This is a genomic window from Brevibacillus sp. NPDC003359 (assembly GCF_042878995.1).
Lineage (GTDB): Bacteria > Bacillota > Bacilli > Brevibacillales > Brevibacillaceae > Brevibacillus.
The window spans coordinates 120,584-145,230 of sequence record NZ_JBIAOR010000007.1 but is presented as its reverse complement, the minus strand read 5'-3'; the positions used below and the strand labels follow the sequence as shown (position 1 = coordinate 145,230).

At 37.7% G+C, this 24,647-nt stretch carries 25 protein-coding genes; 23 read left to right on the top strand and 2 right to left on the bottom strand.

Features of this window, described 5'->3' with window-relative positions; genetic code table 11:
• Window positions 1–54 precede the first annotated feature (54 nt).
• From ACFYU8_RS18400 to ACFYU8_RS18350, 11 genes are all read left to right on the top strand, one after another.
• On the top strand, window positions 55–1,431 hold the full coding sequence (locus tag ACFYU8_RS18400; RefSeq protein WP_390301997.1) for an AAA family ATPase: 1,377 nt from the start codon (window positions 55–57) through the stop codon (window positions 1,429–1,431).
• Window positions 1,432–1,451: 20 nt separating this feature from the next.
• Window positions 1,452–3,005 (top strand): TadA family conjugal transfer-associated ATPase, encoded by a 1,554-nt coding sequence (locus ACFYU8_RS18395; protein ID WP_390301856.1) that lies wholly within the window; start codon window positions 1,452–1,454, stop codon window positions 3,003–3,005.
• A gap of 13 nt (window positions 3,006–3,018) precedes the next feature.
• Window positions 3,019–3,924: a type II secretion system F family protein gene (locus ACFYU8_RS18390; protein WP_390301859.1), complete on the top strand. Its 906-nt coding sequence runs from the start codon at window positions 3,019–3,021 to the stop codon at window positions 3,922–3,924.
• A gap of 193 nt (window positions 3,925–4,117) precedes the next feature.
• Window positions 4,118–5,026 carry a hypothetical protein gene (locus ACFYU8_RS18385; RefSeq protein WP_390301862.1) on the top strand — a complete coding sequence of 303 codons (909 nt, stop codon included), beginning with the start codon at window positions 4,118–4,120 and terminating at the stop codon, window positions 5,024–5,026.
• A gap of 74 nt (window positions 5,027–5,100) precedes the next feature.
• Complete coding sequence (locus ACFYU8_RS18380; RefSeq protein WP_390301865.1) at window positions 5,101–5,391, top strand: hypothetical protein; 291 nt, start codon at window positions 5,101–5,103, stop codon at window positions 5,389–5,391.
• On the top strand, window positions 5,391–5,594 hold the full coding sequence (locus tag ACFYU8_RS18375; protein ID WP_390301868.1) for a hypothetical protein: 204 nt from the start codon (window positions 5,391–5,393) through the stop codon (window positions 5,592–5,594). The genes ACFYU8_RS18380 and ACFYU8_RS18375 overlap by 1 nt, the downstream gene beginning before the upstream one ends.
• Window positions 5,569–6,012 carry a hypothetical protein gene (locus tag ACFYU8_RS18370; RefSeq protein ID WP_390301871.1) on the top strand — a complete coding sequence of 148 codons (444 nt, stop codon included), beginning with the start codon at window positions 5,569–5,571 and terminating at the stop codon, window positions 6,010–6,012. Before ACFYU8_RS18375 ends, ACFYU8_RS18370 begins: the two co-directional genes overlap by 26 nt.
• A gap of 124 nt (window positions 6,013–6,136) precedes the next feature.
• Window positions 6,137–6,724: an EAL domain-containing protein gene (locus tag ACFYU8_RS18365; protein ID WP_390301874.1), complete on the top strand. Its 588-nt coding sequence runs from the start codon at window positions 6,137–6,139 to the stop codon at window positions 6,722–6,724.
• Window positions 6,725–6,892: 168 nt separating this feature from the next.
• A complete protein-coding gene (locus ACFYU8_RS18360) occupies window positions 6,893–7,153 on the top strand; it encodes a hypothetical protein (RefSeq protein WP_390301877.1) in 261 nt (86 codons plus the stop codon).
• A gap of 270 nt (window positions 7,154–7,423) precedes the next feature.
• Window positions 7,424–11,446 (top strand): S-layer homology domain-containing protein, encoded by a 4,023-nt coding sequence (locus ACFYU8_RS18355; RefSeq protein WP_390301880.1) that lies wholly within the window; start codon window positions 7,424–7,426, stop codon window positions 11,444–11,446.
• A gap of 76 nt (window positions 11,447–11,522) precedes the next feature.
• A complete protein-coding gene (locus ACFYU8_RS18350; RefSeq protein WP_390301883.1) occupies window positions 11,523–12,392 on the top strand; it encodes a hypothetical protein in 870 nt (289 codons plus the stop codon).
• A gap of 85 nt (window positions 12,393–12,477) precedes the next feature.
• Here ACFYU8_RS18350 and ACFYU8_RS18345 read toward each other — a convergent pair whose 3' ends face one another.
• Window positions 12,478–13,620: a hypothetical protein gene (locus ACFYU8_RS18345; RefSeq protein ID WP_390301886.1), complete on the bottom strand. Its 1,143-nt coding sequence runs from the start codon at window positions 13,618–13,620 to the stop codon at window positions 12,478–12,480.
• A 620-nt stretch (window positions 13,621–14,240) separates the two neighbouring features.
• Here ACFYU8_RS18345 and ACFYU8_RS18340 point away from each other — a divergent pair.
• From ACFYU8_RS18340 to ACFYU8_RS18285, 12 genes are all read left to right on the top strand, one after another.
• Window positions 14,241–14,798 carry a hypothetical protein gene (locus ACFYU8_RS18340; protein WP_390301889.1) on the top strand — a complete coding sequence of 186 codons (558 nt, stop codon included), beginning with the start codon at window positions 14,241–14,243 and terminating at the stop codon, window positions 14,796–14,798.
• 59 nt (window positions 14,799–14,857) lie between these two features.
• Window positions 14,858–16,018, top strand: coding sequence for a DNA polymerase III subunit beta (gene dnaN, locus ACFYU8_RS18335; protein WP_390301892.1), 1,161 nt, complete (start codon window positions 14,858–14,860; stop codon window positions 16,016–16,018).
• A gap of 65 nt (window positions 16,019–16,083) precedes the next feature.
• Complete coding sequence (locus tag ACFYU8_RS18330; protein WP_390301895.1) at window positions 16,084–16,890, top strand: hypothetical protein; 807 nt, start codon at window positions 16,084–16,086, stop codon at window positions 16,888–16,890.
• Window positions 16,891–16,999: 109 nt separating this feature from the next.
• Window positions 17,000–17,704, top strand: coding sequence for a hypothetical protein (locus ACFYU8_RS18325; protein ID WP_390301898.1), 705 nt, complete (start codon window positions 17,000–17,002; stop codon window positions 17,702–17,704).
• Between the two features lie 65 nt (window positions 17,705–17,769).
• On the top strand, window positions 17,770–18,240 hold the full coding sequence (locus tag ACFYU8_RS18320) for a hypothetical protein (RefSeq protein WP_390301901.1): 471 nt from the start codon (window positions 17,770–17,772) through the stop codon (window positions 18,238–18,240).
• 295 nt (window positions 18,241–18,535) lie between these two features.
• The gene (locus tag ACFYU8_RS18315; protein WP_390301904.1) at window positions 18,536–18,856 is read left to right on the top strand and encodes a hypothetical protein; all 321 of its coding nucleotides are present in this window, start codon (window positions 18,536–18,538) and stop codon (window positions 18,854–18,856) included.
• A gap of 114 nt (window positions 18,857–18,970) precedes the next feature.
• A complete protein-coding gene (locus ACFYU8_RS18310; protein ID WP_390301907.1) occupies window positions 18,971–19,369 on the top strand; it encodes a hypothetical protein in 399 nt (132 codons plus the stop codon).
• Between the two features lie 298 nt (window positions 19,370–19,667).
• A complete protein-coding gene (locus tag ACFYU8_RS18305; RefSeq protein WP_390301910.1) occupies window positions 19,668–19,994 on the top strand; it encodes a hypothetical protein in 327 nt (108 codons plus the stop codon).
• A gap of 100 nt (window positions 19,995–20,094) precedes the next feature.
• On the top strand, window positions 20,095–20,898 hold the full coding sequence (locus tag ACFYU8_RS18300) for a hypothetical protein (RefSeq protein ID WP_390301913.1): 804 nt from the start codon (window positions 20,095–20,097) through the stop codon (window positions 20,896–20,898).
• 85 nt (window positions 20,899–20,983) lie between these two features.
• A complete protein-coding gene (locus ACFYU8_RS18295; RefSeq protein ID WP_390301916.1) occupies window positions 20,984–21,883 on the top strand; it encodes a hypothetical protein in 900 nt (299 codons plus the stop codon).
• A 274-nt stretch (window positions 21,884–22,157) separates the two neighbouring features.
• Window positions 22,158–23,093, top strand: a complete 936-nt coding sequence (locus ACFYU8_RS18290; protein ID WP_390301919.1) for a DNA-methyltransferase — start codon at window positions 22,158–22,160, stop codon at window positions 23,091–23,093.
• 299 nt (window positions 23,094–23,392) lie between these two features.
• Window positions 23,393–23,740: a hypothetical protein gene (locus ACFYU8_RS18285; RefSeq protein WP_390301922.1), complete on the top strand. Its 348-nt coding sequence runs from the start codon at window positions 23,393–23,395 to the stop codon at window positions 23,738–23,740.
• 132 nt (window positions 23,741–23,872) lie between these two features.
• Here the strand turns inward: ACFYU8_RS18285 and ACFYU8_RS18280 are convergent, their stop codons facing one another.
• Window positions 23,873–24,598, bottom strand: a complete 726-nt coding sequence (locus ACFYU8_RS18280; RefSeq protein WP_390301925.1) for a CPBP family intramembrane glutamic endopeptidase — start codon at window positions 24,596–24,598, stop codon at window positions 23,873–23,875.
• Window positions 24,599–24,647 lie beyond the last annotated feature (49 nt).

The following is a 24,647-nucleotide window of genomic DNA, read 5'->3' as shown; positions in this document are numbered from 1 at the left end:
GAGGGGCAGGACCTTCCTAACCAGTAAATAAGGAGGCACATAAAAGTGAAAGAAATGAAAATCATTTTTGCAACAGGGGATGTAAAACTACACAATACTTTGCATGATTTAATCAACCAAGAGAATCAAGTGATCATTGATAGTGATGAGGTTGATTATTTAGATGATTTAAAGGAATTAATTTGGAGTAAAATGCCGGATATGATCTTTGTATCCGATCGGATTGCTACACGCTCCCCGATAGACAATAAGGGTAAGTTTGACGCATATCTATACAATTTCATCATGGATTTAAAAGATTGGAACCTGGTGTTTATGGTAGAGCGTCCTTTACAAGATTCACTGATACAGAAACTGTTCGAATCAGAATTCTATAAGATTGTCCCATTTACAGATCCAGAAAAAATATTAGCTTTACCAACGACGAGGGAGGATGTTGAGAAAGCTTTCAAGTCAGACAATACTTACTTTCCTCAATCTAGAAGTAGAGTGACAGACAAAGCTTTTATCGCTCCTCCATCGCTCGAGGATTCTTTTGATGACTCGAACTCACCGTACTACCCTCATGCTATACAATCTATTGATCGGATTGTTGATTATAGCAAACCAACTGTTAGTGCATTTTGGTCTCCAATACCAAATGTAGGTGTGGGGTCATTTATTACTGCGTTGGGAAACATTTTAGCTAGAGGGGGTAGACGTGTTTTAATCATCGAAATGGATTGGGAATATCCAAAACTAGCTAGAAGAACAGGCTTATCTCATAAAGACAGAACACTAAAAGGTGCTCTTGTACGTATGCTAAACGGTGAAAAGGGGATTAACGGATTCGTTGTAAATAATAAAGTTGCTGAAGATGATTTGCCACCAACACAACGAGCTATCAAGCAGAGGTTAAGAAATCTACCAGACACGTTATTTGCATTAAGCAGAAATGCGCAGCTTCATTATGAACCAGCGATGGAGTTGAAAGATGATCGTCTTATTGAAAGATTATTTTTTGAAGCTAAACAGAATGGGTACCACAATATTTTGGTCGACTTACCATCAAGCCTATCTGAGTTTACTCTTTTATCACTTCTTTCTGCAGATGAGCGGTTTGCAGTAGTGGATGACTCCTTCGCTACTTCAGGTATTTTTAAAATGGCAATGCAGGCATATAAGGCACTCGAAATGACAGAGGAACACTTTCAATTAATTGTAAACAAAGTTCAAGAGGATGCTTCTGCAGCGGAGGTTTCAAAGTTTTACGATATGACTCCAATAGTGACGTTACCATTTGATTCTGAGATGGTAACAGCCCAATTAGATTTAAAAATCGAATACGGGAAAGCTTATATGCAGCAAGTTAGATCTTTTGCAAAAAGATATGGAATTAATGTAGATGAAACAATGATGCCTAAGAAAAAAGGGCTTTTTATCTTTAACTAGTGTAGAAGGGCAGTGGTAATATGAGCATGTTAACCCATGAAGACAAAAGAAAGGTTGCTATGACGCTAGCTAGCGTATCAAGGACGAGTCAAGGTAGTGCTGATCGACTTGCATACGATCAAAAAAAGGAAGAGCATATACGAAACCTTAATTCCGCACCAGAACATGAGAAAATTTATCATGAAGAAGAGCGGAACAAACAAACAAAAATACTAGTAGACACATTAAGTGAGTTTTTGATTGAGAAACACTCATATGAGTTAAAAGCTTCAATGTTTGATAAGGAAGCTCGGCATACGTTAGTGCCTATTATTTCTAGCTACATAGAAAAAAACAAAATAATAATTAACGGCTTTAATGAAACTTCAAAGCTCGTGGAACACATGACATTTGAAATTTGTGGATTAGGACCGATAGATGAAATTATTGAACGCGAAGAAGGTCTTAATGAAATATGGATAAATGGACTAAATCCAATAACAGGTGCAATTGATATTTATTATGAAAAAAAGGGGAAAAAGTATAAAGAGGAAAAAGCTCGTTTTCGAGATCAAGAACATGCGAATGACATTGCTAAAAAAATTGCGAGGAATGGCCAACAAAAGCTAGGGACAAATATGCCTCTAGCTAACGTTAGGTACCCAGATGGTCGTGTTAATATTGTTCAGGAACCAGTTGCAACTGGTGGGGGTGGACCTTATATTTCATTCCGAATTTTTCCTAAGGATACACTCTTACCAGAAGATCTTGTTAAAAGTGGATCAATTAGTGAGGAAATGAATGAGTTTATGGAGCTTGTGGTTAGATATGGAGGTAATAGTTTATTTGCAGGTGGTACTGGTTCGGGTAAAACTACATTGCTTACTGCCTTTGTTGATCACATTCCAGACGATGAACGCATCATTTTGATGGAAGATGTTGAAGAAGCTAGAATTCGTCATAAGTTTCCGGATAAACACATAATTACGGAAGAGTGTAAATTCAATACGGAAGATCCTAATGCCAACTTTAATTTGTCTTACTTGACAAGGAATGCAATGAGACAAAAGCCGGATTACATGCTATATGGTGAGGTGCGTGACGGTGCAGCTTACGATATGTTGAATGGAGGCATTACTGGTCATAAGATTATGGGAACTGCCCATTCACGGTCCGCGCCAGATACAGTACAGCGGCTAATTAACATGGTCCAGGAACACGGTTCCAAGATGGATACGAATTCAATCGGCAAGTGGATCACTCAGTCACTTGACATAGTTTATTTCCAAATGAAATACGAAGATAATGTAAGACGTGCTAGTGAAATTATTCAACTTGAAGACTTTGAAAATGGGAAATTAAAGTATCGAACGATTTTTAAATTTGTTAAGGATGGCACCGATGAGAACGGGAAGATAATTGGTCGTTTTTATCGAACAGGCAGAATAACACGGAAGTTTGCACAATATTTAGTAGATCATGGGGCGCCAGTTCATATAGTTAAACGTTTTTTGCAGGCGCCGGAGATCCCCCCTGTGTCAGAATTATTCGAAGGCATTGATGATGAAGACGAGAACGATAGTAACGTCGCATAGTGAGGTGCAATAGATGAAACTATATATGGTTTTTTGGATTATTGGGACAATCTTACTAATGGTTGTGTTTTACCAGATATCAAAACGCTTTAAGAAAAAATCACTTGCGCTACTAATATCTGAGCAAGAAAACATTGAGAAAGATATGAGTGATGAGGATAGGAGAAAACGCAGGCTTAATTCATTTCGCATGCGGGCTGAAAGGGTGAACTGGTTAATTCCACCGAACTATCAACAGACGTGGGCAGTAATTGGCTTTGTCATCGGTGGAATTGGAGGATTTGTTGGCAATTCAGCACTCTATATTCTTGCGGGGATTGCGTTTGGCCTGTTCTTTCCATTCTTCCAACTAAAAAAGCGCGAAGAGGCATTTCAACAGGAGCTTCCTCTTCGCGCTGAACAAGCGATTAATGCAGTAGAGCAACAAATGCAAGCAGATATCCCAATTTTTCATGCTATTAAAGCTGCTGTTCCTTATATGCAATCACCATTAAAGGAAGAATACCAAAAAGCTGTTGACGGAGTTGAAAAAGCGGGAATGGGCTTACAGAAAGCTTTAGAGGATATCCCTATACGTCTAGACCTTCCCCAACTCGAATACTTTCATATGATTGTGGAAGTTGCGGAAGAGACACAAGAGAAAGCTCGAGAAATTGTTCGTGATTGTTCCGACCTTCTTAGAAGGCAACAGAAAAACGCGAATCGATATTTGAGGGAAACGTCCGAGTCAAGGAAAGAAATGAATATGATGTTTGGGCTGGTTGTCGTGATGGTAGGGTCTTTTACATTTATGCTTCCTAGTAGTGGGCCTTTAGCGGTTGGACCGATTCAGAATATCATGGACGGTGTTGTACTGACATTAAGCGCTTGGATTACATGGACATATCGGAAAAAACTTAATCCACGTAATCTTTTCTAAAATCGTTGTCTTTTTTATCAAAGTTTAGTATAATTATCCTATCTAATTGAATAACTCGCAGGTACGTAGGGTACAGCGAGAACGAATAGTGGATTTATTTTCCACTGGATTTCTGTTTTTGGGAATCAATCGTTCTTGCTGTACCTTTTTGAGTTTTCAGCTAGAGTGGGTCTTATAAAACAGGAGGGAGTACATGAGTATCAAGGCCCTAACCATTGTAGTGGGTGCTGTATTCTTTTGGGCATTTTATCGTATATTTCATCCCGCTGAAAAAAAATATGCAGCTGGGGAGTTTCTAAATTCTGACCGGATTAGTGATGAGGAAAGGAATGTAGTGGAAAAGTCTAGTATCCACCAGATTTTATATCCAATTCACCAGTGGATCCAGAAAAAGAACCCAATTGCAAAACAAAGTTACGCAGCAATTAAAGTCGAGCTGGAAAAAGCGGGGGAATATAAAAGTCGTCCTGAAGACGTGCAAATTGCTCAAATTGCCAACATACTAATTTATCCTATCGTGTTCTTATTGCTATCCATGTTCATGGATGGTCAATATAAACCCTATGTGGTCGTGGCGGGTTTTGCGGCCGGTGTTTACATGTATGGAGCTCCTATGCGAAACCTTAAAGCGAAAAGAAAGAAACACAGTGAGAACAAGTTACGAGAGTTTACGCGTTTCGTAACGGTTTACATCATGCAAGCAGAAGGAAACAACACTCCGTATGACTCATTACTGATAGCAATTAAAAAAGTATTGGGCAAATCTCATGCCCTGCGCTATTATCTTGAGCCTCTGGAATCAGAATTAATGACAAAGGGGCCTGAAAAAGCGTTAAAAGACTTTGCTCAAAAAATTAATGAGACGTATGTGGACCGTTTTGTGAATAACATTCTGCTGTCGATCAATCAGGCTGGTTCCAATCCAAAAGAGATTAATCTACGCTTGCGTGAAACTCTGATCGAACTACAAGAACGAGTAACAGATGAAAATATCGATCAGATGAAAGTTATCGCTCGTATTCCTACGTTTTTGAATGTCGGATTAATTGCGATATATATGGGCGTGATCTTGTTCGGCAGTATGTTAAGGATGCAAGGATGATATGGTACTAACAGCAAATTCCCAAAAGGAATTTCTGTAGAATACAAATTCTTATGAAAAAGGTAGGTAGTAGCATGAAACCAAACACAGTAAAGAATTTTTCTGTACAGGCAGTAAAAGTAGCGAAGCGTTGGGTAAAAAACGAAGATGGTTTCCAGGTCTTTGAGAAGTTTGGTTTGACTCAAGGCGGAGTGCTTTTAGCAATTGGTGTAGCTGCTGTCAGCGTTTTGGTAATGAATGATTACTGGAGCGGAGTCGGTAATAAGTACTTTGGTAACACAGGTGGTATCGGTGCTCTTCAACCGGGTAATACAGATGCAATTGCTCCAGGTTGGGGTGCAAAAGCTGATACTGGTTGGAACTAATGCCATCTGTCCATCAATGGTTCCGGGACGAGTCGGGCTTTCAAATTTTTGAAAGCACGGCTCTCGCCTGGGGAGCTTTCATGGTTGCATTGGTTGTCGTTGGCTACATTGTCTCTATCGCAAGTGGGGAATATACACGCGTTGAGAATGAATTTATCGGAAGTGAGATTGAAGCCGATGAAACGCTTCAAAGATTTCATTAATTCTGAATCTGGTAACTTTATGGTTTTTGAGTGGTCCGTTTTAAAAATTGCCTTTTTGCTTCTAATTGTTGTGCTTTTGCCGGACATCATTCTGACCGGTAGAGCCATTTTTTATACTCAAGAAGCAAGTTCTTATGCAATACAGCGTGCTGTTGAGCAAGGAAGAATGACCGAAACAATTAGTGATGAAACAGTTGAGTACTTAAAAGCAAGAAATATCACTGACTTTGAAATTTATGGTACTGGAGAAATTAAAGGATTTAAGGAGCAAGTTGAGGTGAAGATTATTGCTAATGTTTACCCAATGATCCTTCGAGTTCTACCTAGCATTCGATTATCAAACTCGCTTGCGCTTGAAGACGGAGTGATACAAGTAACAGCGTATAAAATGGACGCTTCGAATGTGTACATACGATAAAGACCTAGAGATAGATACGGGTCTTTTCTTCTTATATACGAACTATTATCGTAATCGGCTATGGGTGTTGACCAAGGGATTATTGTCCTTTGGTCATTTTTTTATAAGAGGGGGAAAATTACAATTGTGTTCTGAACGGATCAATATGATATCACAAGCAATTATTAATATGAGAACAGATGATGTATTTGCAGAGGAATGGTTATGTAGACCAGCAACTCAAACGATCTCCGACTATTTTAATGTGAATGATCCTTTTTCCTTATGGCAGAGGGAAAAGAAATGTCTAGAAAAGGGGATAGCTGAAAATAGTAAGCGATCTAAAATGCTGAATTTAACAGTATCTTCTCTTCCATATTTTTTAGTCAGCGATCTGCATTGGGAAGGCGGATTAGAAATTGTAGAATGGGGTCCAGCTCTGAATTTCTCAGAGCCAACACTTCAATCATTAATCACCTGTGTTCAAGAGAAAGGAATCGAAGTATGGGTAGATGATCTTTCACCACATACATGGGGAGCCTTATGGAGGAATATATCTGTAAATGGATATAAAGTGGTTGCTGCCGATGTTTTATCAAATACAACATTTTTAAAAGAGTTAACTGAACAGAATAGACCGCTTATTGTTGAACATGTAGACTCCTTAGAAATGAGAGAGAAATTGTTAGAGAAAGGGCTAGTATATGGTCAAGGATATTATTTTGACTATTAGAATGGTACCTAGCAATGTCGCTATATGTCTTTAAATGAAATTAAGATAGGGGTATTCTTTTGAGTATATTCTGTATATACTTAAAGCGGGGGAGTAAACCTTTCATATTCTAATATTTATGATGCGTTGTACATACTAGGAAGGTGCTTGTGGAAGGTGTGAGCTTTTGTGTTCGTAAATGAACCGGGTTTGTATAAAGGGACTTATTATCGATTGATGCCAGATAATAAAGTGGCGGTTTATACCTCGTTCTTTCAGTGGGATGGGGATAGCTCTGGTGAGTCAAATAAAACACTTAGCAATAGTAAAGCAGTCGTCTCTCGTAACGAAATTGATCCACAAGTAATAAAAGAATGTGAGGAAAATGGTTTTTATGAAGTGGCAGTAAAAATTGATTCCTCTATTCTACAAGTATTAGATGTACAATAAATAAGGAGCCGGCAGCAACGGCTTCTTTTTTGTTTCTAAATACGATCTGCAAGTTAAATTTGGTTTTTAGAATAGATTATTTCATATACACCAATCCTTTTTTCATAAAAACATTAAGATTTTAGCATTTTATGTCGATAAGAGTAATGAGGATGTATTTTGTGTTGAAAATCATACGTTATCATTCACGCAGACGGGCAGTCACTTTTTTTGCAATAGAAAAAAATGTGAGGATAATGTAAGTAGACTATTTTTTGGAGGGGAAATCTAATGGGTAAAAGAGTATTTCAAATTTTGATTGCTCTAGCACTGATATTCACAATGGTTCCATTGTATCCAGTGCATGTAGAAGCTGCATGGGGGGACAACAATAATAAACAGAAGAACTTTATCTTTCCCGATGTAGTTTCGAAAGTAAATTACAAATATATCACGTTACAAGGGTTACTAAGTCAAGTTTCTCCTAACGGAATCACTTATTCCGTTAAGAACAAGTCGGCTAATATTGAAACTACTCCTACATCAAGGGGAATTACGGTATCCCAAGATGGTGCAAAAATTACTGTTGCTAATATTGAATTGTATGATGGAGACAATACAATTACCTTCTATGGCAAACAAGGTACGTCAGATGTTATCAATACCTATGAAATCACCTACATCAGTACTCCACTTCTATATAATCTTCAGCTAACTGGTGGAGGTAAAAAGCTACCAATTGATCCAACAAAACAAACTATCGTTACGAGAGAGTTTGCTACTGGTGACTATTTCACTATTGAAGGTAATGCTCCCAATGTATCCCAAGTTATTATTAGGAATGGGAGTGAGTCATCCTCAGGAAGTGTAACACAAGATTCCGATGCTTACTTTATTGTAGGTAGAGTCAAGTTAAACCGTGGTCTTAACAAGCTGACATTTCTTCTGAAAAATAACAACCAAACAGTAGAAGTAAAGCGGAATATTGTTTATTTCGATGGTACAGGCACTTTTTATGATGTCGAAATGGTAGATAATTCAACAACTTATTCTTTGGGAGACAATCCGACAGTAAAAACTAATTCAACCGTAGCTAATAGAAAATCGAACACGACCTTTAGTGGATATGTAATTATCCCTCAAGAACCACGTTTAACATCGTTTAAGCCAGCTTCACCAGGAAGTACGGTGTTAGTGAAGGCAGATTTGGTGAATGAAGCAAAGAATGTAACGGAACCTGTTCCAACTGGCGATTTTTCATACACATTCCAGAGTCAAACAGGATCTTACGCAATCTACAAGTTTACCTTTAAAGGTTCGAACTTACCTACAACCAATATGTTTGAAGATAATGCACGTATCTATACCGAATTTTCGGCATTTAGCCCTGTAGAAACATTTAAATCTGATCCGTCTAATCCTACACCATCTGCGGTATATGACGATCCTACTGATGATGAGTTTGGATATATGTTTTTGGATAAAAATGCGCCATATATTTCAAAATTGGAATATAAGTTTGCTTCAGGAAATACCTTTAATGATTTGAAAGAAGGCACTATTATCAATGAAAAGCCGTTCACAATTAGAATGCACGTTCCATTTGGTTCAAGTACTGCGGGAATAAAAGTGGAATCTGTGAACGCTTATGGGAACAAATCGCAAGTGGTAATTCCTTCAGCAAATATTACGACCGCTGCTGGTTCTCCAGTAATGTATGATGTGAAAATTGATAACCTTCCTTTTGATGGAACACAAACATTAACAATTTACTACGATGCAAATGCATACGAATCCGTAAAAATCAATGCCGCGGCAGGTCTAGTCCTCAAGTTGGACGGTGTATATGATGGTTTGATCTTTAAATATGATCCAAATCAGTCTAATGATGGTTCTGGTTATGCAATAAAAGAGACAGGATCTACCAAGTATCTTATCAAAACAGTTTTGAAAGATTTTGAAGGACGCTTGGACAATGTTGATGTTGTGGCCTCCGACTTCATTAAAGGTTCGGACGGAAAAAAACCAATCACATTAAAGGTTAATAATAATGAGGTATTTTTAGTTCCTGGTACTGGCTCTAACACATTTATGATGAATACGGATCAAGGAAGCCTTGCGAGTGGAATAAATTATCGCGGGAAAGTTTCTAGCTACTTCCATGACGGCCAAAATACAATCGTCTTCAAATACGATAAAAATAATCTGGTATATGAGAAGACATTAACGGTTACTCTCTACTCGAATTCGGTTCCTGAGATCCCAGTAGCTAATACAGAAATTTATCCATATAACACAACTACTCGAAAAAAAGATTCACGTTTCGTTGGTAAAGATGGAGTTTACACTACCAAAGAAAATAAAATGAAGATTACTGGTACTTTTGACTTTGTTGATTTAGGTGATAACAAAAATGAAGTGAACAATACCATTTCGCGTCTAGATGATTCTAAGTATCTATTGGTTGTTGAGGGTCCAGATGGTTTTGGAACGAGAACATGGGATATTACCAAAAATACTTTAATGAATGATAGAAGTCCGTTCGACAATGGTATGACTGACATTCCAGATTTAGACGTGTACTACGACATGGATAAGCATTACTTTACTTTTGATATTGATGAGCAAGACATTCCTACTGATGGAAGTAAGGTAGTTTTTAAATTTACCGTTTACAATAATGGTTTGACGGGTGGATCAAAAGCATCCTATCGTTTAGAAGTTTCAGCTCCAGGTGTTGCATATAAAATATTGCGACCGACCTCGTTACAAAAGACTGTAAATCAAAACTATGTTGAAGTTGTTATTGAGTCTAAGAATTCTACAAGTGTAATGGTAGGAAAAAAAGAAGCGCAAAAAATTAGCTTTGATGATGACATGGATGGCGACGTAGATACTACCGATGCTTATCGTGCAATATTCACTGATTTAAAGCCAGGAAAGGCAAATAAGATTCCAATTACAATTACACGCGGTGCTGACAAAGTAACAGATACGATTGAAGTTTTCTACGCACCTACCAATATTCAAGGCGCTCAACATATGGCGCCAATGGATAAGATAGGTAAAGTTTTTGGAGGAAAAGTTGCATTGACTTTCCCTAAAGAATCCTATCTAATGAGAACAGATTATACAGTCGCTGAAAATCTGCGTGGTCAAGTATTTAAAGGACATAACATCTTGTTTGGTATTGCAAATACGGATGACGGTGTTGTAGATCGATATGATTATTTAGAAGAGAGACCGAAAAACTTCGATGACACTGTACAAGACTTAGGAAGACAGTATAAGAATTCCTTTGATATGCACTTTATTAAAGCAAGTAATGTATTTTGGATCGATGCAGGTATGGCTGATAATCCAAATACAGATGAATACGATCCATATCAATACGGTATGTTGCCTATTTTGGCCATCCCTGATCCAAAAGAAATGAATCCTCGCTTGTACAATTTTAACGAAGTTCCTAAGAATCGAGTTCTTATGCCTACAAAGCGGGGAACCCTTGAGTTATCATATGATGAAAATGTGGTTCCAAGTGCAGCTCATACCTTAACAGTAATGCGCTATGACCCAGAGAAATTCTATTGGGAGAATCTTGGCGGTGTTGTAAATACTGGGAAAAAGACAATTAAAGTTCCGTTTGACCGTTTTGGATATTATGTAGTAGCAAAACTGAATGACTCCTTCCGTGATGTAGTACATCACCCTTATGCTCGTAATCATATGGAAGCGATGTTTGCAAAAGGGGTAGTTCTTGCAAAAAGCTCACTGGATTTCGCTCCAGATACAGATACTACGCGTGGGGAATTCGCTGCAATGGTAGTACGAGCTTTGCAGTTACCACTTGTAACAGATGTTTCAAAGCCAAGCTTTGATGATGTAATCATGGATTACACTCCAACGGATCTCTATGATTATCGTCACATTGAGACAGCAGCAAGGTTAGGAATTGTAAAGGGAACTGACCCTAGAATCTTTAACCCACAAGGTAAAATTACTCGTCAGGAAGCTGCTGTCATCTTAACACGTGCATTGAAATTGAAAACTGGCACTTCTGCGTCAGCTAGTAAATTAGGACTTGCAAAGCTTTTCAAAGATTACAATCTTATTAATGATTATGCTGCGCCATCTGTACTTGCAATTGCGAAATTGAAAATAATTGCAGGTTCACCGGTAGATGATCAGGATCCTAAAAAAGGGTTTGTATTTGAACCTAATGCAAATATTTTGCGCGGGGATGCAGCAATCCTTATGTCGCGTGTAATGACGAATCAAAAGAAAATACCTCCAGTTCTTGAAATCAAGTTGTAAGAACCAAAAGCCTTCTTTTTGGACTGGTCCAGAAGGAAGGCTTTTCAACTACTTTATACAAATTGGAGTGAGTGAAATGAAAAGAAAAATAGTCCTTACCTCTGTTGTAACGCTTCTAATTGGAGTGGGTACCGTTTATGCTGCTGGTAGCCCATATGGAAAAATAGGCAATTATGAACTAGTTGCTATTAACATGGATAGGGAAAAAACAAACGCTAAGGGTCTTTTTATTAATGGAGAAATTTACGTTCCTGTAAGTGAAATGCAAAAAAACAATAAAGTTGCATACTTCTATGATTCAGCTAACTATCAGACACATCTATTTTTTGGTGGTGGTAAGGATAGTAATGATTCGTTTGATCCCTATTATCGGGATAACGGTTACCAATATAAGTCTAAATCGGAGCTCGCAGCTGAAGTTATGAAAAACATACCATATGATGATGATCGGTATCATTCTGGTATGATGCATCAGGACATCATTAACATAGCATCCTTCGCAAAGGCTTTTTTATCCGTTACGGAAATGATGGACAATGCTGTTCAATCGAAAGCAAGCATTAATCGTGATCCCAATTTAGAGTTAATTAAACAGGGAATGGTTTATAGAGGTTTACCATTAGAACTCATGGATGATCGCATGAAAGCATTAGCAAATGAGCTTGGCGATCAGATTGGTAGAAGTGAAGAAAGAGATATGGATGATGTAAGAGACAATATTCAAGAAGCAATCAAGTATCAGAATAAAGCATTTAGAGTATTAGAAGATTGGTTGGAAAGCTCAGACGAAGATGACTTGGACGATTATAGAGATTATGTTGAAGAAGTGAGAGATAATCTTTACGAAGCGGTGGAGACATTAACCGGTGAAGTTCTCGATAAACCTGGTACTGTGAATGATGACAGTTTGAAGAAAGAAGTTGAAAAGTGGCTTCTGAATTCATAGACCAAATAGAAAACAAAAAGGGTAGAGGTCAGATAATTTCTGAACCTCTATCCTTTTTGTTTAAGTATAATGCCAGAAAGTAAATTTAAGGTGCAACTGTCAAACGGGCGTCTTTTCCTCCCAGGATCTCGAGTAACTGATATGTAGCAGAACAAACTATCTCAAAAATTTCTGGATGGTAACCTTCCTGAATATTGTCCGGAAGATAGAACTTATGTGAGTGAATTAAATCGTAGACATAATGATAGTCTTGTAGTAAATCTTCATTTTTCTCCCGAGAAAAACGGATACCAGGGAGTACATTATTGTGTCTCTGAGATAATGATTTAAACTCATTGTGTAGCTGCAACAAACTATTAATGAGTGGAAAACGTAAAAGGGGATCTTCTTGTATCGATAAGAGCATGTTTGCATTCTCGGGGTTAAACAAGCTAAATGGGTGTATTGAAGTCGTTAATAACTCAGCTGTGTTTAACATCTCATCCCTTAAATCATCATGAATGGATTGATCCTCAGTAGAAAGAGCATCATTTAAGTACTTATTAAAGCGATCGAATAATGATAAACTGTCATAACTCTCTTGGTAGTCTACAACTAAATCAGAAAAGAATAATGAGGTCCTATAGAGCCAAGCGGCTTGATTTGGGTCGAAAAATTGTAATGGCCTGACATTTTCGGGAGAAGTTATAGCTAGAGAATTACAAAGCTGGGCAATTTTATAGAAATATGCTTTATTTATACATTTATAATCATCGTTTTTAGTTTTTTTGGTTTCGATCGTGATATTAATTTGTCTCCGCCAATTTGATAGGCTATTAAATAGTTCATCGCTCTCAATGTCTTTGGAACTTTTGGAATGAACAACCAGTAAATGCATCAGTTTATTGTTGATTTTAAATGTAAATCGCTCAGTAATAGATCGAGAGGTTTTGATAGCCCATCCTGATTCAGTAATGAACTGGGCCCATACCTCTTTTGGAATAAAGTATCTGGTCTTAAGCTGTTTTGTTTGCGAGGTAATGATAGACTCGTCTTGTTTATCTATGGGGTGATAGAAGAGCTCAACCATCTTCATTTCTCTTGGTTGAATGTATCTTAATGCAGCAAGTCGACCTTTTAATTGAAGGAGACTACTTATCTGATCGATAGTAAAGTAGTTTTCCTTAAAAACCGCAAGCTGTATCTCAGATATAGTTTTTGTTTGGACATCCTGGAATGAAATGGCCATCTTGAGTATCTCCTTTTACATTAACATGTTAAAAAAGCTAAAATGCATACCGAAGAGACTAAAACATATTGTTTTAGTAACATTTACCCAAGATTATACACTATGGTATCACTTGTTACTAATATTTTCTAAAATGGGCATAAAAAAATGCCCACCAAGCATGGGTAGGCTTGCGGGCTCTTTTTGGAAAGGGACAAGGATACTCTATTTTTTCAAGTCTCACGGGCAAGTGGAGAAAGGAATAACCTAGAATATCCTTATCACTTTTATTATACTAAACGTTTATCATATTTTCAAAAAAAGATATATTTACTGTTAGATTTAGGATGCGTATAATGTAATTAGATTTTTATGTTTATTTTTTGCCACCAATTGGTGAGCGACTGAAGAACAAGGTAAAGCTCATCTGCTGAGCACTATGAATCTTTTAGGGGATTCGTATGTGCGAAGTAGATGGGCTTTTTTTTGCTTGTTCTTCTTTTTACATACGAAAAGGAGGTGTTACCATTGGGGATTTCTGAAATTCGAAGGCTGTTAATTGGTCTAATTGGATTTCTGTTTGTGACTATCTATGGGTGTGGTCAGTTGTTACATCGTAACACAATAAGGATGATAAAGGAGTGGCAAATGGTATGAATTTATTAATCCAAAGGCCAACTGTTCTTACATCAGAATGGGTATTTACTAGTAAAGATGGACCTGACCAAATGGCCCAAAAATTAGTTAGCCATGGGTATACAAAAGCAGCTGAGGGTTTTATTCGATCGGTTGAAGGGAGATCGTTTACGATTTATTGGAATCGTCGAGATCCTTCGTCAAACGGGCAATATCTGTACTATGCACATTATAATGGTGACCCTACGCATGGCGTGACCTCTTTTGAAGCTATGTGCAGTAAATTACGATTTTGTAAAAGGTCTTTTTCAATTTACTTACCTGTTATCAGAAAAGGTACAGCTTTAAAGATTTTAGGGTTAGGGTTCCAAGAAAAAATGGAGTCAACCTCCGCAAGAGCGCGATGTTATGAACTTGATGGTATCAGTTTGTTTCAATTTGATGATGGGGTTGTTCTCCAGACTCGTACACGCTTTAAGAAACAGTGGAAATGTTTGCAAAAAAAGACAATTTGGATACTTGAAAACATGAAAAATCTCACGGGCATAGAAAAAGCGGTTTAACTGAGATAAGCGTTAATCAGTTTTTTCTAAAAAAGGACAAGACATAGGAGAGGGTCATAGTGAAGGTAAAAGTACAAAAGAGTTTGTTAAGCGAAGCGATTAATATTGTTGGTAAGGCAGTATCTTCTTCCTCAACACTCGAAGTCTTACAAGGCATACTAATCCAGGTAAAGGGGAACGGCTTATTATTCACTGGATACAACAACCAGTTTGCTTTTATTCATGAAATTCCACTTTCTTCTGAAGCGGCTGATTTAGTAATTGAGACAGAGGGTTCCATTATTCTCCCAGCTCGTTACTTTAGTCAAATTGTTACAAATTTAAGAGGGAATGTCATTGAAATTGAGCAAAAAGATGGTTATCAAGTAATAATCAGTTCAGAACTGCCTGCCAAAAAGGGGAAGAAGGCAGCTACCTCTAGGCATGATCTTTCGGGATTGGATCCTTCGAAGTATCCAGTTCTCCCGTTAGTAGAGCAAAGCGAAAGTCTGAAAGTGCATACTAACATACTAAAAAACATGGTGAAATCAACAATTATTTCAATTGCAACTTCCGAAACAAGACCGATATTAATGGGTGTTAAGTTCGAATATGACAGCCAGAAGTTGAAAATGGTGGCTACAGACTCGCATAGACTTTCTCAGCACGTATATGCTATTAGTGCGGATGTTGAACCGTTTGAGATTGTAGTACCAGGATCATCATTAAAAGAGCTCGTTAAGGTGCTACATGAAGATTCGGAAGCGGATATCTGCACAAATGGACAGTACATGTCCGTCTTAAATGGGAATACTACCTTCATTACTCGTTTATTAGAAGGGCAATATCCAGATACAAATCGGATCATTCCAACAAATTTTAATACTGAAATAACCGTAAATCCCAAGGAAATCATTGATGCAGTGAAATCGTGTGATATTTTTAGGGAAGACGGTAAAACAGTTATTACTTTGAATTCAATTAAGGAAGATGGAGTAGTAACCCTTACTTCAGCTAGTAATCAGGTAGGGAAGGCTGAAGAGGTATTGTATACCGATAGAATCGATGGAATAGATATAAAACTCTCATTCAATGCAAAATATGTCCTTGAAGCATTAAATGTATTAGACGAGGCAAAGAAACCGATAGATCTGTCTTTTTCGGGGAATATGCATCCATTTACTTTACGAACTCAGGGCAATGGCGATATTCTGCAACTAGTATTGCCAATAAGAAAATAATTAAGTTATGAAATGCCCTTTAGTAATAATGCTAAGGGCATTTCTATATTTTTGGGGAGGGTAAAATGAACCAAGTATCAACCTTCAGAGCTCGAGCTAGATTCCGTAAATTCATTCGAAAATGGAGAAAGTCAGGCTTACCTTTTCATACTGGACTTGGAAGACCGAATTTTATAACAGAAATCGATCGAAAAAAAATCTACTTCAAAACCGAAGCAAGTGTTAACGCTATCGTCATACCAGTAAAAAAAATAAAGGAAGCCATGGCTTTTATCTACTACAAGCGAACAGCGACTCGTAGGGAGTTAGAGAGGTATTCAGAGTATAGTTCTCTTTTAATGGGACTCCTCCAGGGGATATTTCCAGTGTGGCAGGTTAACGATTCATGGGAAACGCTCGAGGGACTTGTTAGAGCAGATAAGTACGATTTTATTGCGATTGGTGGTACTGTAAATTTATTTAACTCCCAGAAGAAAAGAAGGCTTTTCGATAAGATCTTTGCCGCCTTTCCAAACGGAAGATTTCATATTTTGGGACTCAGTTCGGAATTGCTTTATCGTTATAAGTGGTTTTCTGCAGACTCAACAAGTTACCTAAACCCACGAAAGAACGATTCAGATGGAAGGAAAACCATTATAACACCTAGAGGGTTCGAAATTGCACCGAGGGATTGGTCTACAGAACAATGTAGGGCTTATAGTATACAAGCCCTTGTTTCGCTAGAGGAAGCATACAATGGTACTCAAATCGAGAGCATACTGGACCCCATTATGAGCTCAAAGGAAGAGACTCTCCGTATGAAACCGAAGCGAGGCGAGGCATATAATGCACAAATATCTATGTTTGATTTTATTCCAGATGAGGCTATCTAAGGCTATAAAAACATTGGGAACTATTACCCTTAAAGCAGAGACATGTTGTGCTTCAAGTCTCTGCTTTATTAGTACCAATCTGGTAAAATATCCAAAAGGAGATGGGAAAGTGAGGCAGACCAAAGAGCAAAGGACATTTCGATGGTATTTAGAGTTCGTATATTATGGGAATATTATTGGATTCCCTTTATTAACATTTAGTTTATTAGAAAGAAATGTAATGTTTACAGCAATATCTACCATATATCTCTTTACCAACATACTGAGCTATATAGGATATGTGTTTTTTACTAATTGGAAAGAAAAAATGCCAACTTCTTATAATCCGATAAATCAGGTTATGGAACTGCATATTGGAATGTCAATGAATAAACAAAAAATTATTACTATGACTGGAAAGACTATTCTTGACGCTCGAAGGATAAATAAGCCGATCCTTTTTTATACTTGGCATTCTTCACAGCAGAATATAGTTGCTAAGTTTGGAGATAATATCGTTGTTACTAGACCTACTATTTCAGAATGGATTCACATCGTTTATCCAATTATGATTTTCATTCTGTACTTTAAGTTCAATAAGGTTTGGGGCTTTTGGAGAATGAAGAAGTACATCTTATTCACTGATCATATTGATGACAGAATCCTTGAAAAATACGAACGGCGATACAGCAAATTTAAACAAGAATCTAAATCGTTAAATTTCAAAACGATCAAGCTTTTTTGCTTCCAAATCTTTTGTATATCTTTTTGGCTTGGATTAACCTGGTGGGTGGGAGTAACGTATATTCCTAAGCTAATCATAAGCATCTATTGATATTGCTCAACTTACATGTTCAGTATTAATGTGTCTAATCTTAACGAAGAACGGGAGAGGTTGAAATGGCAGGATACAAAGTAACGATGAAAGACTCAGACAGTGGGATCTATATTAGACACGTTGAGGCTAATAACGAACAGCGAGCCATAAAGTATGCTAATCGATACTTTCATGGTGAATGTATCTGTGTTGTGGAAAAAGAGTTTGCAGACCAAAGCTTCCCTGTTACCCAAATGGTCGATGGTGTCTATTACGAGATAATAGCTGATCACGAATACACCAATGATATTGTGGGCTTCACCAAAAACGGTGATAGATTAACTGTCACGATAAAAGGTGGGGATTTTCCTGAAGATGGCCAACAATTTTTCTTTGATCTTTCAATCGTAAATACCGTCAATTACTGCGAAGAGTATGATATTTCAAGTTTGACATTATATGATTTGGAACACGTAGAATTTGAAATTTATTCCCAAATAGCTACTCTACAGGTCATTCCGGATAGGTACCAAGGAAAGGTCGGCACATTATAAGATCTTATTGTCGGCTGAATTTAGACAAAAGATAGGTGGCGTCAAGCTGCCTATCTTTTGTCATGCTAAAAGGAGAGTAATAATTAGATCTTCAAATCAGCCTAACTGTGTAGTAGTATAAGACTTAAGTTACTTGTTTTTTGATGCAGCTGAGAAATCAGTTAGCGAATATTAAGGCAGAACATAAGTCCATTTGTTGGATATACGAATCCTAATTTAGGAAGAGTGAATCCCACATTTGGACTTTTTTGTTCTGCCTTTTTTTATTTCCAAATGAGGGGAGAATGGTATGGTTATGTCGAACATGGAAGTTGTTGATCTTGTACCTCAATATGCTAGCTTTTGTGAGGGCAGATACGTGATGCTTAAAAAGATGGCCAATGACGAATTGTTTACCTTTATTAAAGATACGGATAACCTGCGGACGGCTTTATATTATGTAGGTAGTCAATTGAAAGACAAAAAAATTCAAGTATCCCATTTACTTTATGATCAGCACAAGAAGGAAGTATTAGCAACTAATAGTCTTGAGCTATTAATCATGAGGCAATTGAAAAAACAAAAAGGAATTGTGTTTATACATCCCTTTGAAGAAAATATCATATGGATTATTTAACTAAATACCTTGTGTGAGATAGAGCAAAGCTCATCGTTATTGTTATAAACATGCGATGCAATTGCAGATAAACTACAAAGTGAACTTTAATAAATTGAAATGTGGTGAATGGAAATGTCAACTAGCTTTGTTCCATTGGAAGTGTCAGATGTGGATCTTGTTTTAGGTCTACATGATATCAAAAAGCTTCTTCCAGACTGGTATACTATCCCTACAAAGTTTAAGGAAGGTCACACAAAATGGAACCGGTTGTATAGGTATATTCGTTACAGATTTGATGTGCCAGGAACATTTCGTTCTTTTGAGGGCGTTGACTTTCAACAGGCTTGGCGTCATGTGCGTACAGTAATGAAGTCGAGTGGTATTAATACTGAATACAAAGAAGCTGCCTGCGCATACTTGCTTAGCCTATGGATAGAAAATTGGGAGCTCAATGATGATTCCATGACTGACGGTTCCCATTATTTAATGAGTGTATGGATGGAAGAATGGGATAAAACAAGCTGGATGTAGGGTTCTGTAAACGCGGGCATTGTGCTCGCGTTTTTTATTTATTGTAAGTAGGGCAACCACTTTGTTATAATTGCACTAAGTTGATTTGTGTTTTTGTCATGCTACCATAGTGGTAAGCGAATGCATATAAGATAAAGCTCTTTGCGAGTATATGGAAACAAGAATTAGGTTTCTATACACTTACAAGGGGCTTTTTTGCGTTCCTTGATAAATCACGGGCGAATGGAAAGGAGAAGAAATGTTAAAGGTTTTGATGAGGTATCTTTAGAAATAGGTATTGGGGACAGGGGTGTAAATAATGGATCAGTTAATGCAATCTAAAATGAAAGTGTCTGAAATGCAGGAAAACCAAGAGTACATTTTTACAAATTGGTTCTTCTCAAATAGGGCTAATGAAACAACTGTAATTAAAAAGGACAATGAATTTTTTTATGTTACCTATAGGGGAGGCGAATTTCAAGAGGATCAAACGGTTAAGTTTGATGACAGTGCCTTCGATTGGGTTGAATATAATATTAATATTCCTAACTTGTTATTGGAAGATATTGAAGAAGCATCAGTTATACTGTATGAATTGTTCATGTCTAAAGAACCGGATATTTGCGAAAGTGTCCAGGTAATCTAAACTTGAAAGAGTAATTGATATTCGGAGAAGAATAGGACAGGAGGGTGGCTATTTAGCCAGCCCTCTTTTTCATTTACTGATCAGTAGAGGAGAGAGGGATATGTCTGAATCGTATTTCTTTGTTACCGTGTCAGAAAGTAGAAAGTTACAAGTAGAATCAATAGAACAGGCAGTTGCATTATGTTCTGCATTATGTGACCGTGAGAATTTAGGAGTTCAAGAGTACTACACGAGGAATATCGGCTTAGTACTAGATACTTCAGGTTACTTAGTTGCAGATGTATCATATACGGGCATCCTGTTTGGGTACGATACAAGAGTTCTAGAATCACTAGGTACCTGGTATCGCTCTGAGTTTACGGAAGATGAGAACGGTCTCGCGTCACCTGGGTTAGCTCGGAGAAGGGTCAATGACGGTGATTCACTCAAAGCGTACTTCTTAATGGATCAGGCAAAACGGCTGGTCATGAAGGTCAATTCTATGGGGTTTCATGCCTGGTATAACGAAGAGGAAGATGCATTTTACTTTAGATTTAGCAAAGAAGCATTGGACGCGACTCAGTCAGAAGTTTATAGTGCTGAGACAGTCCTCTTTAATGAAGTTGATGCTATACGAGCTTATCCTATCGGTGCCGGTAAATGGCCCTGGAAAGAGGCTTTATCAGAAAATCGAGGTGCAGCAATTGATGACAGTGTCTTAGTGGAGTCATTTTTAGAAAAAACCAATAATGTTCAAAGCCAACAAAGTAAGAAACCAGCAAACAATGTAAGGTTTGCATTTCAAAAGGATAGCGAGAGTAATTACCTTGTTACGGATAGGTTAACAAATCGGTCGACACGTATTCCGATTGAAGGACTAAAAATAGTAAGACATGTTCTGAATGCTTTGTTCGGGGAAAAATAAGTTGATGACGCCGGATAGGGCCAAGCCATAGAGGAGGTCATTAATTATAATGACGTCCTCTTCTGTTATAAAAGGGGGGGTTGAATTGACTAAACGTGTAGCATTCATCATTGAATCAAGTAATCGAATGAAAAGAGCAGCTGCTAAGCAATTTTACAGAGGAAGATATTCAAGGTGGATTAATCACGTTATTGATTACATGGAAGTAAGGAACTTTCCAGAAGAGGATATTTTCTTCTTATCATTTCATGGGAATCGGATTATCCCTTTTACAGCAGAGATTGAGGATTACCCCAAGCGAAGCGGTGAAGTAGCTAAGACTGATCAGAAAGTGCTTGCTCAGAGCATAATTGAGTTTCTTCAGAAACAGTACGATCCAAGGACCATAATTGAAATACACGCTGGAAAAAACGTTTACGAGGAACTAAAACCCCTCCTCGAGTTATATGGGTATGGTTATAAAGTATTTGCTGAAGAAGAGGCTTTGAGTAGCAAACATAAGCCGTATGTGGAGCTCATGGAGCAGGAAAAAAAATACCGACGACTCAAAGATATGCAGAAAGAAAAGTTGTTTTTTTCTTCTCTATTGGAGTATCGGAATATTCAAGAGGCTGAGCAAATTCTTGATTTAATTGGCTTCCAATCGGAACATTATGGACGAGTAGTAGAGGAAATAGTCGAAGAAGTTCGAGAGCAGCTAAGAAATTATTATCAAAGAAGTAAAGATGAGAGAAAAGCACTGAGCGACTTTGAAGCCCAAAGTGAAGAAGACTCTGAATTCAAGCATGTAGAGTCATTCTTTCGAGGGATACGTGGTCCAGCTGATCTAACTAAGAACCTAGACCAATACCAAGCAATAAAGAGTAAATGTGGAAAGACATTAGCAAAATTCACTAGGTATTTGATTAAACATGAGTATGTAATAAAAACAGAGCGGAATATCAGTGATGCTCTGTTTCGTTTGCAAATTGCCCTATTGAAATGAGAGATATAAGGTAGGAGAACATTATGAAGTATCAGGCATATAGACGAAAATCTTTCCTTTAATACAGGTGCGATGAGGGAGTGAGTACCTAGTGGTGTAGGACGACAAGTAGCTAGGAAGCAGACTCATTTTAGAGACCAGTGTGTCCACCCTCGAACTGATCTCCCAATGTGGAAGAGTAGCACTCACTAAGCATCCTACACTTAGTGAACAAGGGTAAACAAACAGGGCCCTACCTTTTCCGAAAACCTACGTTTCGGAAAGGGAGATTTTCATGAGTAATCGATTGAATATTCGAGAAGGACTTCATGTCTTAGATTGTTTTGAAGGTATTAAGAAGATGGGAGATGAGTCTGTCGATACGGTAATTACCAGCATTCCGTATTATGCTGTCAGAGACTACGGCCATCCACAACAGTTTGGATTAGAAAGCGACCCAGCTGAATATATTGAGAAGATCGTTAATCTTTTTAATACTGAAGTGTACCGTGTACTCTCTAAAACGGGTTGCGTATTTCTTAATATTGGTGATGTATATGGTGGTGATCGATCCGGTCACCGTCCAACCAATACTAGAAACCACAAAGGACATGTAAGTAGAAAAATGGATACGAAGGAGCCATGGGCAAAACCGAAGCAACTTATGCAAATTCCTGCTAGAATAGCCATTGCAATGCAGCAGAGAGGCTGGATTTTACGGAATGAATTAATCTGGTATAAACCCAATGCTTGCCCGCAGTCCGTGTCAGATCGTTTCTCAAACAAGTATGAGAAAGTATATTTCTTTGTTAAAAGTCCCAAATACATCTTTAATTTACAAGATATAAAAATACCATGTTTAACAAAAGGAGCGACAAAAGGTCATTATTCTATTGGCGGAGCTAATTATAAAAAATATGGGCAGCGTAGTTACAGCGGTAAAGAATGGGTACCAGGATTAAATGGAAAAAACCCTGGGGACGTATTTAGTGTTCCGACAAGAGCATATAAAGGTCCCCATCCCGCTGTATTTCCACCCAGTCTTATTGAACCCTTTGTAAAAGCTTCAAAAGAAGGAGGCATCATTTTAGACCCTTTCGTTGGAACAGGTACAACATGGGAAGTTGCTTTACAGTACAATCGTCGATTTGTTGGCTTTGAAATAAATCCCGATTTTGCTGATGAGGCAGTTAAGCGTACTTCACTTGTTCAAATGAAGCTTTCAATCTAATTAACATAAGATCTAGGTGAAAAGTATAGAAATTTAAACTACTATCCCTTATAATGGGTGTAACTTTTATTTTTCTGTGGCAACCTGATAGCAGGTTAGCGAACCAAAAGATACAGCGTCCATTTGTGGGCATCTATTTCCTTGTAAGGGAGTAGTGTGCCTGCAAATGGTTTTTTTATGACCTCCTTTGTGGAGCAGCGATAGTTGCGCCATAAGGAGGTTTCTTTGTTTTTAAGGGATACTTTCGATATATTTTCAAGATTATGTTGGTTACATTTTGATCGGAGGAAGGAAAACCGATGAACAGATCTAAGTGGGTTTATACGCCAGAACAGTTAGGGGACTTACCTGAAGGATCGGTTGGAATAGTATTAGATGAACGATCGGCGTCGTACCGAGTATGCTGGTTTACTACAGACGGAGCTCATATTTGTGTAATACCTACATGTTATGTTCGTGACTACTCCATTGAATCCGAGCTAACAGACTTGTCTTATCTTCTTTTTGAAGCAAAGATAATGGGGGATCAGGAATGGTTTGATGATTTAAAGAGTAGATTTGACTTGTTGAAGCTTATTTCTGGCTATGAGCCTGGTAAGAATCATGAAACTATGAATATGGTTCAACAAGAAGCTAGTGGTTACTAGTGCGGAGTGAGTAAATGTAGGGTGAGTAATCCATGGACAGGGTTAAGAAAGCACATATCAGTACTAATGAAAAGACACCAGCCCCTATAGCCTGGTGTCTTTTCATTAGTATAGACTTTCATCATGTGTAACCTACTTATTAAGGAAGATCATTAGTTGAGAGAGCCATGGGGTTAGGTTTAGACCGGCATGAACAACTATACACACCCAGAGGTTCCTTGTTACGTAACGAATACTCCCCAATAGGATACCTGATGCAAATAATGAAAGAGATTTAGCTAAATCAAAATGAAATAAGACAAAAATTAATGCAGTAATAACCACTGCAAAGATTGGCCTATATTTTTGTTCTAGGAATGTCTGTAGAACTCCCCGAAACATTATCTCTTCTGTGATTGCAGGAGTTATTGTCACCGTAAGAAAAGATAGGGCGGAGAATAATAGTCCAAGATGAAATGCTGCTTGAATCTCCTCGGTGAAGGCATTTACTCGGAGGGATTGGTTCGACCAGGAGAATAATTGCTCAAGTTGCAAGAGGCAATACACAAATAGGATAGTTCCGATTATTATACCTGTTTGATTTTTAGTAAAAGTAGGGAATTGAACATTAACTAGACGCAACATCTCCATTTTTCCTTTAAAGAAAAGGGGGAATAAAAAGCAACAAAACAAGATGAACCTCATCACATAAAACAACAGAGTTGTTTGTGTTGATTCAAAAATCCAATTCCTAGATAAGAGAGTATGATACAAACCAGTTATTGAATAATACAAGGCGAAGACAAGGATGCAATCACGATAATGAATTACCAGATCTGCTTCACAATTATTCCCAAGTGTTTTCCGATGGCTTTTCAATGCTAGATCCTCCTGAAGTCAAAAACATTCTATAACTTACGAACAAAGA

Coding starts and splice junctions, on each gene's coding strand:
- ACFYU8_RS18400 (WP_390301997.1), top strand. CDS start 55: ATGAAAATCATTTTTGCAACAGGGGATGTAAAACTACACAATACTTTG.
- ACFYU8_RS18395 (WP_390301856.1), top strand. CDS start 1,452: ATGAGCATGTTAACCCATGAAGACAAAAGAAAGGTTGCTATGACGCTA.
- ACFYU8_RS18390 (WP_390301859.1), top strand. CDS start 3,019: ATGAAACTATATATGGTTTTTTGGATTATTGGGACAATCTTACTAATG.
- ACFYU8_RS18385 (WP_390301862.1), top strand. CDS start 4,118: ATGAGTATCAAGGCCCTAACCATTGTAGTGGGTGCTGTATTCTTTTGG.
- ACFYU8_RS18380 (WP_390301865.1), top strand. CDS start 5,101: ATGAAACCAAACACAGTAAAGAATTTTTCTGTACAGGCAGTAAAAGTA.
- ACFYU8_RS18375 (WP_390301868.1), top strand. CDS start 5,391: ATGCCATCTGTCCATCAATGGTTCCGGGACGAGTCGGGCTTTCAAATT.
- ACFYU8_RS18370 (WP_390301871.1), top strand. CDS start 5,569: ATGAAACGCTTCAAAGATTTCATTAATTCTGAATCTGGTAACTTTATG.
- ACFYU8_RS18355 (WP_390301880.1), top strand. CDS start 7,424: ATGGGTAAAAGAGTATTTCAAATTTTGATTGCTCTAGCACTGATATTC.
- ACFYU8_RS18350 (WP_390301883.1), top strand. CDS start 11,523: ATGAAAAGAAAAATAGTCCTTACCTCTGTTGTAACGCTTCTAATTGGA.
- ACFYU8_RS18345 (WP_390301886.1), bottom strand. CDS start 13,620: ATGGCCATTTCATTCCAGGATGTCCAAACAAAAACTATATCTGAGATA.
- ACFYU8_RS18330 (WP_390301895.1), top strand. CDS start 16,084: ATGAACCAAGTATCAACCTTCAGAGCTCGAGCTAGATTCCGTAAATTC.
- ACFYU8_RS18320 (WP_390301901.1), top strand. CDS start 17,770: ATGGCAGGATACAAAGTAACGATGAAAGACTCAGACAGTGGGATCTAT.
- ACFYU8_RS18315 (WP_390301904.1), top strand. CDS start 18,536: ATGTCGAACATGGAAGTTGTTGATCTTGTACCTCAATATGCTAGCTTT.
- ACFYU8_RS18310 (WP_390301907.1), top strand. CDS start 18,971: ATGTCAACTAGCTTTGTTCCATTGGAAGTGTCAGATGTGGATCTTGTT.
- ACFYU8_RS18305 (WP_390301910.1), top strand. CDS start 19,668: ATGGATCAGTTAATGCAATCTAAAATGAAAGTGTCTGAAATGCAGGAA.
- ACFYU8_RS18300 (WP_390301913.1), top strand. CDS start 20,095: ATGTCTGAATCGTATTTCTTTGTTACCGTGTCAGAAAGTAGAAAGTTA.
- ACFYU8_RS18290 (WP_390301919.1), top strand. CDS start 22,158: ATGAGTAATCGATTGAATATTCGAGAAGGACTTCATGTCTTAGATTGT.
- ACFYU8_RS18285 (WP_390301922.1), top strand. CDS start 23,393: ATGAACAGATCTAAGTGGGTTTATACGCCAGAACAGTTAGGGGACTTA.